At 38.7% G+C, this 15,092-nt stretch carries 5 protein-coding genes and 1 pseudogene; 1 reads left to right on the top strand and 5 read right to left on the bottom strand.

The window, feature by feature from the left end; translation table 11 throughout:
• Window positions 1–205: 205 nt before the first annotated feature.
• From darG to yiaA, 3 genes are all read right to left on the bottom strand, one after another.
• Entirely contained in the window at window positions 206–1,237 is a 1,032-nt protein-coding gene (gene darG, locus I2483_RS05895) for a type II toxin-antitoxin system antitoxin DNA ADP-ribosyl glycohydrolase DarG (protein ID WP_207174388.1), read from the bottom strand.
• Window positions 1,238–1,249: 12 nt separating this feature from the next.
• Window positions 1,250–1,867 carry a type II toxin-antitoxin system toxin DNA ADP-ribosyl transferase DarT gene (darT, locus tag I2483_RS05890; protein WP_207174386.1) on the bottom strand — a complete coding sequence of 206 codons (618 nt, stop codon included), beginning with the start codon at window positions 1,865–1,867 and terminating at the stop codon, window positions 1,250–1,252.
• A 601-nt stretch (window positions 1,868–2,468) separates the two neighbouring features.
• On the bottom strand, window positions 2,469–2,933 hold the full coding sequence (yiaA, locus tag I2483_RS05885; protein ID WP_207174384.1) for an inner membrane protein YiaA: 465 nt from the start codon (window positions 2,931–2,933) through the stop codon (window positions 2,469–2,471).
• Between the two features lie 529 nt (window positions 2,934–3,462).
• Between yiaA and I2483_RS19735 the strand changes: the two are divergent.
• A pseudogene (locus I2483_RS19735) lies at window positions 3,463–3,552 on the top strand (hypothetical protein); the annotation flags it as partial.
• Window positions 3,553–3,691: 139 nt separating this feature from the next.
• On the opposite strand, the gene I2483_RS05880 reads toward I2483_RS19735, so the two are convergent.
• Both I2483_RS05880 and I2483_RS05875 read right to left on the bottom strand, forming a co-directional pair.
• On the bottom strand, window positions 3,692–8,956 hold the full coding sequence (locus I2483_RS05880; protein WP_346267701.1) for a S8 family serine peptidase: 5,265 nt from the start codon (window positions 8,954–8,956) through the stop codon (window positions 3,692–3,694).
• Between the two features lie 710 nt (window positions 8,957–9,666).
• A complete protein-coding gene (locus I2483_RS05875) occupies window positions 9,667–15,003 on the bottom strand; it encodes an S-layer homology domain-containing protein (protein WP_207174382.1) in 5,337 nt (1,778 codons plus the stop codon).
• Window positions 15,004–15,092: the final 89 nt, after the last annotated feature.

Here is a 15,092-nt window from a genome sequence, read left to right as displayed (position 1 = left end):
GTGCCAGTATCCCGGTGCCCAATAGCGTTGCATAGCAGTAAATATTTGTAAAACACCTTAAATGAGCAAGGTTGCCCATCCCAACTTGCGAAAAATAAGAATCATTTCCAGTCACGGGATTTTCTTTTGTCCAAAGTCATGAAGTTGTACAACCAAAGAGAAACGAAAAAAACGCGGGACTATAATACAAAATCCCGCTAAAAAATCATGATGCAGTATTTATTGACTGAAGGTAGTGCCATACCTTTTCTATGTGTTTCTCTGTAAATAACTCCTTTTTACGCATATTCCAATTTTGAATCTGTTCAGTCACAAAAGATAAGTCCTCTGATCTATCTGGACTATGTTTCATAACCCAGTGAACCGTTGATAATAATTCCATGCCATAAGGTGTTTCGAAACCATGTATAATTTCTTTTACTCGTTCCAATCTCTCCAAAGAGTCTTTATCCTTTTGAAGTGATTTCATTGCTCTTTCAGCTGCACCGTCCAGAATATAAATTTCCGCTTCTCTGGTTCGATCGCCATACCCACGAATGAAGTGACCATCTATTCTTTGCAAGACATGATTCAAGTTCTCCGCATAAGGTCCATACTTATTCTTTTCAAAACGTAATTCCATAGGTTCCCCGACTTCTTGTAGAAAATAGGCTAACTTCTGAATTTCCAAATGAGAAAGACGGTAACCAGGAACTGAATAACTTTCCATCAAAGAAAGCAACAGTGCACGCCCCTTTGTCATTCGGGGTTCCTTTGTTCCAATCTTCACTTGATCAGGACGTGGAGAACCCGCTGGTCCATATAAATGTACGTTTACAGATTCATTTTTAAATGCTTGCTCAATCTTAGGTTTTACATCAGCCCAGTCAAGTCCACCGTTCCCACAACCAAGCGGTGGGATCGCAATCGACTGGATGCCCATTTTCTTTATCACATTAACCAAATCCTCGAGTCCAGATTCAATATACGACATTTCAGATGGATCTCTCCAGTGCTTTTTGGTTGGAAAGTTAATGATATACTTTGGATTCGTAAGACCATCTACTTGAACAACGTGCATACTTCCAACTTCTACAAGCCCCTGCTTACAAGCTTTTGCATACTGCTTAAAAACGTCGGGAAATGCCTGCTTGAATTGCAATGCGATTCCTTTTCCCATTACACCTACTGTATTGACCGTATTCACATAGGCTTCAGCTTGATCTTCGAGTAAATTGCCAGTTGATAAAATAATCATTTCATTCACCTCCTAATAATAGAAGTGCTTTCGTATACCTACCGGCTTATCAATTTGATGGTATTGTAAAAGTGCTTCAACCTTCTCTTTCATTTCTTCATCAATAACGGCTAATCCCGTAAATAAATCCATTGGTACTTGTTGATGAACAAGAAATTCAGCTTGTCGTCTCCACTTTTTGTCTGGATCTTCCTTAGTATCAGCCCAATACAACTCTTTCATAACCGACCAATCAATATTATCCAGATCATCTAACCGAGAGTAAAACTCTGTTAAAAACATAATTGCGTGACCATCAGTAAATAGATATGGAGATCCACTGTGATGAATCCTAAGTGTATCTGTCACAAAATAAACGATGTCCCGTTGGTTTACACCGTTATTGATTACTGAATACAACATAGGTGAGCGCGGTGCAAAATAAAATGGAACGTAATCATGTAAATCTCCACCGGGAGGAAGAGGGACATGGGTTCCTGATCTTCGGATTTGAATATCAGAATTAGCAATATCTTGATATAGGGTATTCTTCGTTGCAATATCCGAATAAGCTGCCAAGCCCTTATTCTCAAAAATAGATGGTAAGTTCTTGATATGTGTCATATGAAAAAGCAGTTTATTAGTCTCCATTTTCCACATCCAGATTCATCGTTTCTATTTTTACGTACGTCTATCATTTCTCTCATTTTATCATACTTCATGGAAGTATTCCTTGTTTTACTGCGTAAAAAAGCGATCAACTAAATGTCGATGGAATTGAATCCACTGGTTAGTTGAACGCTTAATAATAACTTTCATCTATTTAATAACCGTTCGATTTCTTGGTTATAGCCATACTTACGGAAGAATTCAATAAGAGCCACTTCAAACAACTCCCTTTGACTAATGTTTTTCTCTCGGCTGAAATCAACAACAAGCTATTCCAATGGATGCATCATTTGCACAGTCTTTGTTTTTGCTACTCCAGGAACGATAAAGCGAGGAATAATTGTGTCCGTGCCTGCAACAAAAAACAACCAACAATTCACGCGATTACATAAAAACTCATAGTTCTTTAGATGATTAGCTATTCCTCTACTCCTCAACTAATAAATATGTAATTGCAGTGAGTTGACTCAATAGTATCATGAAGTGTGGTACCTGAAATTAACCCCGTTCTAGATCGAGAACGGGGTTAACGTATTGTTGTTTAATCAAATAAAGTCGTCAAATTAACGGAAAGTAGCTCAACCTATTCTCTAGCTTTCTGTGTATCTCTCACATTTTTCTGAACAGTAATCGCTGCAAATATACTAAGTACAAAAGCCATGCCATAGAACCCTTTTTCGCTTAAAACAATACTTCCTGCATTGTATAAACCAATAGTCATTAATAAAATAGATATAATAAGTGCTAACCAGCTAATACCATAGTAAATGTTCGTCACTGGTATTCCTTCTTCTTTATCTCTTACTGCTTTTTGCAAAGAGACAGATGAATAGAGTCCGAAAACTAAAATCACAAAGTAAAACCCTTGTTCATTCAGTTCCATCGTTGCATTATACAAACCTAAAAGATAAGCCGATACTCCTATTAATAACGCCGCTATGGAGGCTCCTTTGAAAACCGAAGTTGGTTCTCCATCTTTTCTCATTACCTTCGTTTTTGGGTCACTTTGTTTTTCTCTATTAAATATATCTTCATTTTCAGTAGACATGGAATGTTCCCTCCCTTTCCGCTAATCATATCCGAACGAGAATTATTCGGCAACGCTTTTAAATTATTCTACCTCCTCTGCCAATCTTTATTGTGAGGTACCAGTGTATGAATGAGTTCTAGGTTATACTACTATCAAAAGTTTCTAACATACATTATTTATAGCATAATCTGTAAAAACTACGGCTTCTTTATCGTTCGTATACATCTTTAAATCGACCAAAGTTCTTTTATGATTAAGTAAAGATAAAAAACTTCATCCATCCGATGAGGCCACTGAAAAAGTCCATAATACTAGTTTCACTTTGGTATACTGTTGATTTCCGTTCCAGGCGGACGCGTTCTGGAGGGCGTGCGGTGGACCAACCCGAAGAGCAAAGATGTGCTCCTAACGCTTCGCTTTTACTCGCAAAAGCCGTTCTTCGTGACGGCTCTCGCTACCGTTGGTTGATTCACCTGTCCCGCTAATCCTCCCAGAGTCGCCGCCTTGCACTCCAATCAACGGAGCCACCTATAATAAATAAAGAAATCAAAATAATAGGCTACGCCTCATTGGTGAGCTGGTGGATTTCGCATTCATTCTAGAAGAATTGAAAAGTAAATATTGTTTGAAAAACGGTAATTGTAGTAGTTCCAAATAATAGTTCTGTTCCCAACTGGTACCTGATTGTAAAAACAGAAAAAGCCCCTTGATCCATTAAAGGATCAAAGGACTATCTTCTTCGGAATCACCCACAATTGTCAAACTGGCACCGGATATTAGATAGAGATTGGCATATATTCATTCACTGGAAGGACGTCAGTTTTTTGAGTGTTTCCAACGAATACGTCTATTGTTAATTCAATCTTACCGTATTTAACGGTGATTGTTGTGCTCCCTTCTATTTTTGGCCTCACTAAACCATTCGTTACGGAAACTATTTTTCCATTTGCTACTTTATACGTTGCGGCTACTGTAACATCTCTTTCTGTTGTATTCCCATCTGCCATTGTTGTTACTTCTTTAATGGCCAGTTGTGCTTCTTTTCCAAGTTCCAAATTGAGTTGTGTTTGGTTTGCAATCAGTGTCACTGTCGGTTCTGTAACAGTCACAGTTACTGTTAATTCGTTTTTTCCGTGTTTAACGGTGATTGTTGTAATTCCTGCTTCTTTTGCTTTTACTAAACCGTTCGTTACGGAAGCTACTTTACCATTTTCTACTTTATACGTTGCAGATTGTGTTACATCCCGTTCTGTTGTTTTTCCATCTGCTGATGTTGTTACTTCTTTAACTGTTAGTTGTGCTTCTTTTCCAGCTTCCATTGCAAGTAGTGTTTGGTCTATTGTAAGTGTCACTGTTGGTTCTGAAACAATCACATTTACGGTTAATTCATTTTTACCGTACTTCACAGTGATTGTTGTCTCTCCTGCTGCTTTTGCTCTTACTAAACCATTACTTACAGCTACCACTTTACTATCCGCTACTTTAAACGTTGCATTTTGTGTTACATTTCTTTCTGTTGTTTTTCCATCCGCTGCTGTTGTTACTTCTTTAATTGTCAATTGTGATTCTTTCCCAGCTTCCAAAGTGATGTCTGTTTTGTTTGTAGTCAATGTCACAACTGGTTCTGTCACATTCACAGTTACTGTTAATTCATTTCCGCCGTATTTCACTGAGATCGTTGTGCTTCCTGCGTTTTTAGCTCTAACTAAGCCATTCGATACCGAAGCTATTTTACCATCCACTGCTTTGTACGTTGCGAGATTTGTAACGACGGTTTGTTTTGATTTACCGTCTGCCCCTGTTACGACTTCTTTAATGACCAGTTGTGCTTCTTTGCCTGGTTCCAAATCGATTTGCTCTTTATTTGCCGTTAGTGTCACTACTGGTTTTGTGACCGTCACATTTACAGTTAGTTCATTTTTACCGTATTTAACAGTAATCGTTGTGTTTCCTGCTTCTTTTGCTGTCACTAAACCACTCTTCACAGAAGCCACATTCCCATCTGCTACTTCATACGTTGCAAATTTTGTTACATCTGTCTGTTTTACTTTTCCATCTGCAGCTGTTGTTACTTCTTTAATCGTTAATTGCGATTCTTTGCCAGACTCCAACGTGATGTCTGTTTTATTTGTAGTAAGTGTTACCCCTTTTTCTGTAACCGTTACATTTACAGTTAACTCATTTTTACCATGCTTCACAGTAATCGCAGTACTTCCTACATTTTTAGCTGTGATCAAACCACTCTTTACAGTAACTACGTTATTATCTTCTACTTTATACGTTGATGCTTTAGTAACGTCCACTTGTTTTGTATTTCCATCTGCCGTTGTTGTGACTTCTTTAATAACTAGTTGCGATTCTTTGTTAGGTTCCAAATCGATTTGTGTTTTGTTCGCAGTCAGTGTTACAACTGTTTCTGAAACCGTTACATTCACCGTTAATTCATTTTTACCGTAACTAACAGTAATTGTTGTAGTCCCTGCATTTTTAGCAGTAATTAAACCATTCTTTACAGAAGCAACTTTGCTATCCGCTACTTTATACTTAGCAGCTACTGTTACGTCTTTCTGCTTTGTTGTTCCGTCAGCCGCTGTTGTTACTTCTTTAATTGCCAATTGTGTTTCTTTTCCTTTTTGTAAATCAACTTCTGTTTTGTTTGCAGTCAGCGTAATACCTGGTACTGCAACTACCGGATCAACCACAGTCACATTTACAGCCACTACGTTATCACCATGTGAAATGGTAATCGTCGTAGAACCCTGTGCTACTGCAGTTACCAATCCGTTCGTAACCGTTGCAACAGCTTCGTCAGCTACAACGTATGTTGCTTCAGTCGTTACATCTTTGTTTGTAGCGTCCCCTTGTGCCGGAGTTGATGTTTCCGTAACAAGTACCTGACCCGTTTCGCCTGTCTTTAAATTAAGTTCAGTTGGGTTAACAGTCAGTGTTACGATTGTCTCTGGTTGGGGTTCGCCTTTTTCATAAATCAATGCTTCTCCGACATTTCCTGCTGCATCCTTCACCACAACGGTAACGGAATCTGTCTCTGCAGTTACAGGGAATGTGAATGAGCCGTCTTGTGCGAGATTAAATTTCACCGCTTCAGTTGCTTGCCCGTTTATAGTCGTACTGTAAGAAGCACTTAGTTTTTCATTCAAATCAAAATCCAGTCCATACATATATAACTCTTCATTATAGTCGATATATTTGTCAGTTACTTGCCCAGTCGCCACTTTGTCAGTAACTGTAGCTGTAATTGCTGGTTTTGTTGTTTTAACGACAATTGGTCCAACATAGTCACTTACTACTCCTGAAGCCGCCAGTCCTGTAAAGTCAATTGTATACAGACCATCTGGAATCGTTGTTGCAGGTGCACCGCTCCATGGAGTGTATTTCCCAGCAACAGGTAGCGTATAGGATCCTTTCGCAAGGGAAGCGCCTGCATGTAAGTAACCGATGTAACCATCTTCGTATTCCCCACCTTCAGGATTCATAATATCCCAAAGCTCGATATAGTTTGTTGTTACATTGCCAGTCAATGTGAAGGAAAGTACAGCCGAATCTTTCACGCCGTCTCCGTTAAAGGATAGGTCTGTTTCTGAAATAGCCATATTCGTAATTGCTGTTGGAACTACGCCACTAAAGTCTGCCGCAAATGGCAATGAAATTTCGGAACCTCCGCCGTTAATACGAATAAATCCTAGTATTTCTGCACCATTTGGAGCCGTAGCTTTTGAAGCAGTCAATGTTACATTTAGCAGCTGCTCTCCAGCTAGTGTAAATGTCGGTTTGTCTACAGTCACCTTGGCGTCACCATATGACTTGGTAACATCCACTGTCACATTATAATTTCCACCGGCACCCAACTTATCTTTTACAAGAATTTGTTTCGTAACGGAAACATTTTCTTTTAGTGACTGTGGACCGAATGTAACAGTACCTTTTAAGTTTTCAACTTTTGTACCACTTCCATCAAGTACCGCTGTATCAATTGCATATGCAAGTACATTTGGGTGAGCTGCGGCATATGCGTCTACTCGTCCAGCACCTTGTGCGAATAGATCAAACTTCGCTTTGTCTAGAACTTTCGCCGTATTCGAAAGCGCAACTTTCACATCGAATGCATTCCAAGTCGGATTCGCTTGTTTGACAAGTGCTGCGATTCCCGCGATATGCGGTGTTGCCATCGATGTTCCAGTTTTACGGTCATAGGCTTCATTATAAACAGCAGCTGGAAAATCTGCTTTGTACATTGGAATTGTTGACATAATATTTGTACCAGGAGCACTTACATCTGGCTTGATATCGAAGTTCGGTGTGGATGGTCCACGTGAACTAGAACTGTTTACTTCATCCCCAGCTGTATTAGTAGAACCAAAGTTACCGAAATTAACTGTTCCCGCTCCATCTTTTAATGCTGCACGAATTGCATCACCATCTGTTTGAGACATATCAAACGTCGGTAAGAATGCAAATGAGTCACCCAGGAATGTTCCAGATGCATTTGGAGCATTTGTGCCGCCAGCAAAGTTGTGGATAATTGTTGCTACTGCACCACTAGCTTGTGCATATGCAATTTTATCAACAAATGCAATGCCTCCACGAGAGATCAGTGCAACTTTGCCTTTTACATCGACTCCTTGATAATCCTTCGCTTCTCCGTTTCCAGGGACTGCAACTACGTCAAATTCACCCTGAAGTTGTGTTGCTAAGTCTTTACCAAAAGTAGTTCCCATCAATTGCAGTTGTTTCGTAAGCGTATAGTTTCCAACTGTAACATTTACTTGTCCATTGAACATTGTTTCCGGGTTCGTTGTGTTACCAACTGCAATTCCTAAACGAGCTGTAGCTGGAGTACCCATTGTTCCACGGTTAGGACCCGAATTACCTGTTGCAATTACGGAAATAGTACCCGCCATCATCGCGTTATTGATAGCGAAAGATCCGCTATCCGTTTCAGAGTTAGCCCCTCCACCAAGGGATAGGTTAATAACATCCATCTTTTCAATTACAGCTGTGTCAATCGCTTTCACGATTCCAGACGTAGATCCACTACCATATGCGCCAAGGACTCGGTACATATAAAGATCCACTTTTGGTGCTATCCCTTTAATGCCGTATTCGTTTGCACCGATTGCAGCAATTGTCCCTGCTACATGCGTACCATGAGATGTATAGAACGAACTTCCAGTCGCATTAAATTCTGGCGTTCCTGCAGGACGTTCTGATGGCAAAGTTTCCGATGCATCATCATCCGCACGATTTTTTGTATAGGTAGCTGAATTCGGAATGAAGTTTTTTCCACCTTTATAAATACCCGCAAATTCTGGGTGATTCGCATCGATTCCTGTGTCAAGGACTGCAACTTTAATGCCTTGTCCTTCAATTCCCTCGTTCCATAGCTTTTCAATTCCTAAGAATGAAATACTCGTATTCATCTTTGCATCTACTATATCTTTTTTTATTGGCATAGTTGATTTAATTGGTTTCGTTTTTTGTTGTTCTTCGGACGCATAAACAATCGCGTCAGGTTCTACCAACGTAACTCCTTGAATCGCAAGAAGTTTGTCTAAGTCTTTCGCTTTTACAACCGCTGCAATACCGTTTAAAACAGTATCGAATGTATATCCCTGTTTAATCGTAATATTTTTTATACTTAATTCTTTTTTTACAAATGCTTGTTGAGCTTGTACTTTTGTTCTTACTTGATTTTCCTGTGAGGCGGAGAATGTCTTCCCTTTTAAATTATTTATTCCTTTTTCAAGAGCAACTGGTTTTTCAGATAAATGAATGATTACTGCAACGTCTTGATTGCCCGATAGGTCCTGTAAATCTTTGTGTAGTTTTGGTCCACCATCCAACAAATTTAGTTGTTCAGCGATTGCAGCCTTTACTTGCATAGTGCTTTCACTTGGACTACTTTGTTTGAATGGTTTGGTTCCTTCATTTGCAGATGCAGTCATCATCGGCCTATGCATCGACAAGACCATAACTAGTACTAAGAAAGCACTAAATACCCTTTTAACAAATTTTCTCTTCAATAAACTTCCTCCTTTAGTATAAAAAATTTTGCTGTATGAATCTCTGGGTTTGTCCATCCTATTTGCTACTATTGTGTAATAGGGACCGCTTCCTTCCTATGAGGTGAAGTACTATAAACATAATGTGGCGCTTTTATAATGTATGTCCTAGTCTTGTTTGTTATGACTAGTTTGTTACATTTGCTTTACACAATACAAATTTATTATTAATAGATGCTGCACCTCGTACTTAAAAAGATATAACCATATCTATTAATACTTCCTAAATCCATTTTCACAAAGATGACATAAGCGATTTTGAGGATATTTCGGATGGTGAAGATGCTCTTTATTCTTTTGAATCGTATTATGAGATGCAATCGTTACCGGAGCTAGACACCAGTAAAAATTCTGTAAAATAAAAAGCACTTACTCCATTTAAGGAATAAGTGCTTTGGATAGGTTACTCTGTTCTTAATTAGTTTGGGATATCTTGGTGCAAGTCACTTATACAACTATATTGAATCCATGTAAAACTGCCTGCTAAATAATTGGAATGAGCCAATGAAAAGGGGTCAATTTGACGTCCAATGACAAGGAAGAGAGAACGCATGTCGTGTCATCCATCGCAATTGAGTCTTCCAAGTCCTAAAAGACTAAGAAGATTTTCATAGATTATTCCTATACTATTTTTTGCTAATGATGGATTACCAACGCATCCCCCTTACTCATTACTCCATTTCTATAAACTTATAAAGCATTTTAGCTGCATGTGCTCGTGTAGCATTTTCTTTTGGAGCGAAGACGAAAGATCCTTTGTCATCGCGTCCACTAATAATTCCGAGTGATGCAGAGAGTCCTACATACTCTTTCGCATAGTCACTGATCAAGGAAGCGTCCTTAAATGAAAGGGTGCTGGATACATCATTCAAACTTGTCGGGTCTCTGTATTGGATGGCCCGGATAATCATGGTCGCCATTTGCTGACGTGTGATTTTGTCGTTCGGTTTGAATTCGCCTTTTTCACCCTGCACAATGCCTACACGATTTGCCGCTTCGATGTCTTGTGCTGACCAGTTAGTAGACGAGACATCAGTAAATGTTGCAGCATATGGCTGTTTGGGTAGATTCAATGCTCTTGACAACAGAGCAGCAAATTGTGCTCTAGTGATGTCATCGCTTGGTGCAAATATATCTTCGGTCTTTCCTTGAATAATATTTTTCGATGCAAGCACTTCGATATAGTCTGCAGCCCATTCAACCTTCTTATTATGAATGTCTTTGAACGTACTATCGTTTTCGAGTACTGCAAATTTTGAGAAGTGTGTTGTACTGAAAGTAAACATTCCCTGGGCAAGCTTTCCGCCAATGTATTCCCATTTATTATCTTTTTCATTCAAATAAAATGCCGCTACTTTTTCAGCATTGTTCACTTGTCCGACGTTCATTGTAATGACAATAGGTTTCATGAAATGAGTTACTTTTCGTTCCTGTTTTTCTTTCAATACGACGATGTTGAAATCGTAAAGAGAAGATAGGAGTGTTTGGCGATTGCTGATTTTCGGAAGCTTATCAGTTTCCTCTAATACAGAAACTGAAATTTTGATACTTTCCCCGTCTGTCACATCGATAGCCTTCAATGTTTCATTAGAAATCTGCATCTTTGCACCGTTTGCCGTGATAGCAAGCGGTTTATTGCTGTCGATTATTTGCTTAAGAACTGCTTGATCGATGGTGGCACTCAGCGATTTTACTAGTTCATCCTGTTTAGCAGATAAAGGGATAACTATTTCTTTCTGTTGCTGATTTGTAATTTGTACTATTAAACTTTGTCCGCCAATGATCACTGTTTTATCGCCCGTCACGGAATCGATCACTTCTATTCCGATTGCAGTGTCTGGAACAACCGGCGGGATTACTGGATTAGGTGTGACAGAACCACCATTACCCGAACTGCCTGAAGAACCGTTATTACCGGTAGATCCGTTACCGTTTGAAGCTCCGTTATTACCAGCCGATCCTTCACCACCGGCAGATCCGCCACCGCCTGAAGCACCATCGCCACCCGGAGATTCTTCACCTTCTGGAGCTCCTCCACCACTTACATAGGTAGCTACATCCGTTAGACTCATGTTGCCCGCCTGATCGTACGATGTGATTCGTACTTTGTACGTCGTGTCCTGTTTCACGTTCGATATGGTTGCAGTTGTTGCCTTTTGTTTTTTCGATAGAATTGTAAATGGTTGATCATTTTCTGCAACTTCTACCGTATAGGAAACAGCATTATTTGGACCAGTCCAAGAAATATAGATACTAGTGTCCTGTTTTTCAACCTTAAGATTCTTTGCCTTTTCCAACACACTCTTGCCAACTGTAAATATTACTTCAGAGCGCTTATCTTCATTAATTGCAATAACTTTATAGATTCCATCTGCAGTTGTCTTGAATTCATGCTGGAACTTTCCTTGTCCATCCGTACTGACTTTAACCTTTTCAATAGTCTTAAAATCTCTTTGTAATTCTAAATTTATCATTATATTTGCATTTGCAGTTCCAGTTACGGCTACAGTTTCATCATTCGTTAATGAGTCGGCTTTCGGAGACGTTATTTGAACGAATGGTTTCCCTTGCTCTTTAATTGAAACTTTTTCTTTTAACGTAATGGATTTTCCAGATGCTATTGGTACATGGATTTGCAAAGTATATTCTCCTGGTTCTATCGATTGTGGAAGATAGAACTGCCCTTGCTGCGATGGATAATAGTTATCCGACTGACTCCATACGGCTTTCCCTTTGCTATCCACAAGTGAAATGGAATTTGACACGCGATTCCATTCATTGAAGAGGCCGGTATAATCACGTACAGGATCTGCTGCCTTTGAGTTGAGGGATTGAGTATTCAAACGATCACGTTCAATTGCCCTATAAATCCCGTCTACTAGTAAATCACCTGAAGTCAAAATATAATCAATTAATAACAGTGACTGGCCGTACTGAGTAGGTTGTATTTCAACTTTCTCGATACTACCCTTGATTTCATCTGTGAAATTTAGTTGCGTGTCCTTATCAAGATTAAGTTGCGGAATTGTGATTTCATAACCCCACGGCGTACCTTGCTGTTCTCTTGATGCGATACCGAATTTCAAATCCTTATATTTCCCTTGCGCATAGGATACGGATTGAATTTGGGTATCCGGCTGGTAAGGGTAGTTTCTTTCATCAAAGGTTTGATAGCCAAAGATCGATAGTGCTTCCTTTCCTTTCACAAATGAAATTTTACGGAGATCCGAAAAATTTGTTGAAATTTCTCTATCCTGATCCATCGTGAAATCTGGAATAGATACAATTTCCACACTCTTATCCCGCTCTCTCGCTATAAGTGAACCTAAGTAGGTCTGATTCGGCAAGTAAACATTAATACTTGAATTTCTAGGTGATAAGTTTCTAATATCATTTGAGGTATCCCCTCCCTTTTTACGGAGAATCAATTCTACATACTTGCTGCGATTTTCCACATAAGCAGTATTTACCGTCAACAGATGCAAATCATCAGAAACTTGAAGTGGAATTTCAGTAGTAATGTCCAATAGTTGCTGTCCTGTCATTACTTTTTCGTCTATTACTCTCGTAGTTGAGTAGTAATCAAACATGCTTATTTCAAGAACGTATTGCCGTGAAGGTGATATTGTAAATGGTTGATTTGTTTCAAATACTTTTAACTCATTATTCCAATAAAAGTAGGCATTTGGCTTGTATTCATTACCATCAGATCTTTCACTAATCTTGATACTAGAGTCAGACCTTTCAAAGTTTCCATACTTTGTTTGAAGCTGCACCGGTAATTGCTCGATCTGGGCTTCGTTTGGACTACTCTTTATTCTTACCTCTAGTCTAGTATCCATTGAAAGTGTTACAATACTTGGATTTAAAGTTGTACTTACCAATTTAACTGTGTAGATTCCTTGAGGCAGCGGGCTTTCCAATTCCAACAAGTTCAACTTATTCGTTGTAATCTGTTTTCCCACCAATTTATTCATTTCATCATAAATTTCATACGTGTAGGAAGGAGGATTAGCAGTATCTGTGCTTTCAACTTGTAAATCAGGCCCGCCCTCACCATGGTAGAATAGCGTTACTTTCTTGTTGTCCTCATTCATATGAGCATTTCCGAAATAGGTTGTGAATTTCACTTCGTTTTCTGTTTGGTTATCACGGATATTCATAACGCCTGAATAAGTAGTATTGCCATCTTTTACGACCAATTGCATCATCTTTGAATAGTAGAATGTCTGTTTATTTATTTTTAGTTCTTTAAATAGATTTTCTGATTGATAAATACCTATTTCGGCTTTTGGATAGCTGGATGAAGGTTTATAAGATTTCCATTGCGTATTTGCAATGTCCACCACTTCCCCTTTTTCAATATCAATATTTCCAGACCAGTTATATCCTACGTGATTAGAATCCTTTCCCAACCAATCAATCCGAACATCTAAATCCGTTGCCACCTTCCATCCCGTCCCAGTTAAAGCAAGCGGAATATAGTCAGAATTACTTGTAGGATTGTATAACTCATACCTGACATCTAATGCAGTCAAGTCACCGAAATTGATTTTCAATTCTTTAAGACTTTCAGAGGATAAATGAAGGTTCTTCTCCTCTTGTCCAATAAATCTTTTCGAATACGCAACCTTTTCACTTTCATCAATAACGGTTAGAATATATTCTTTCCCATCCAGAATATATGCATCAGGAATAAATGCTTCAAACGCATCCTTTTCGGGTTTGATAGATACATTTTTCATTGTTTCATAGTAGTCGTTCCCGTGATATTTTTTCACTTCATACAGAGATACTGTTCCAGACTGCAAAGCTTGACCTGATCCATCTTCCGCAGTTATGACAGTTCCTTTTAATGTGTTGAAAGCTGAGTTAATTTGGAGTTTTTTTGTTACTGTAAGCAATTGCCCATTAACTTCAATTGCTGCTTCTAACGTATATGTTCCGCTTTGCAACTCGTCTGCTTCAAAAGTTTTCTCGCCACCGTTATTCAGTTCCACCCATTCAGATATCACTTTAGTACCATTGGAAAATTTGAATTGAATTTCTTTTTTCCCATTCATTTGTCCTTGAAATGGACCTGACTTTAATGCCAAATTATAACTTAATTGAAGTTCATTTGTGACCGGGTTGATATATTGAGAAGCATGACTAATTGAAATGTCAGTCGGTTCCATGTTGAGCTTAATAGTTTGATTGTTGGTGATATCAATATCTCCAGACCATTCTAGCCCCAATGACTCAAAGTTCATTAAATACTTCCCATTAGATATTACAATGGTTTCATCAGCTGTGCCAACAGCAGCAAAATCGATATTATTTACAAAATCTATGAAAGTAATAGTTTGCGACTTATCTTGCAATACCACCTCAGATATGTCGTTGGTGAGTGAATCGAAAGTTACATCTTTCCCCATCACAATCGGACTTGTTAGAAAATGTTTTTTCTCTCCGACCATACCTTTAAATGATAATGTTCCTTCTAAATCTTTAGTTGAAACGATGATCTCTGTTTCTCTTAATGGAAGCCTAACTCGTGGCCACTCCTTATCGTCTATATTAATCCAACCCTGCATATCTGTCGCCGGTTCCATATCGGAAATTCGACTTGTCATTAATCCACCTGTTGCAGGGATTGTAAATTCAGTGTCCCCAGTCATGTCAATTCCGGACAGCATTAGTTCTTCAACGTTCAGATATTTGCTTCCGTTTTCCATAAAGTTTACGAAAACTAAAACCTTGTATTCATCTTGAGGATTAATTTTGAAATCTGGATTTACCAAACGCAAATCCCCATTATCATTTATCAGGTCCATGTGACCATACCCCTGATTTTTAGACTGGATATATGCACTTATACTGATAATATCCCTATTTTCAGAACCTGCATTAATAGTAATGCTAAACCCATTATTTGCATCGGCCTGAGCAATTGATGGTGCGATTGTCGTGAAAACCAGTAACACCATACATATCGCACGAAATAAAATTGAACTATTCTTCCTCAAATCTATTCTACCTCCCCTTCATCCAGGCATGACTATCAAAGCATGCCAATACTCTTAATACTAAAGAATCATAATAGGAAAATCAACCC

The sequence above is a fragment of the Sporosarcina sp. E16_3 genome, from assembly GCF_017347125.1.
Lineage (GTDB): Bacteria > Bacillota > Bacilli > Bacillales_A > Planococcaceae > Sporosarcina.
The sequence above is the reverse complement of the archived record's forward strand: the minus strand, read 5'-3'. Positions and strand labels throughout refer to the sequence as shown.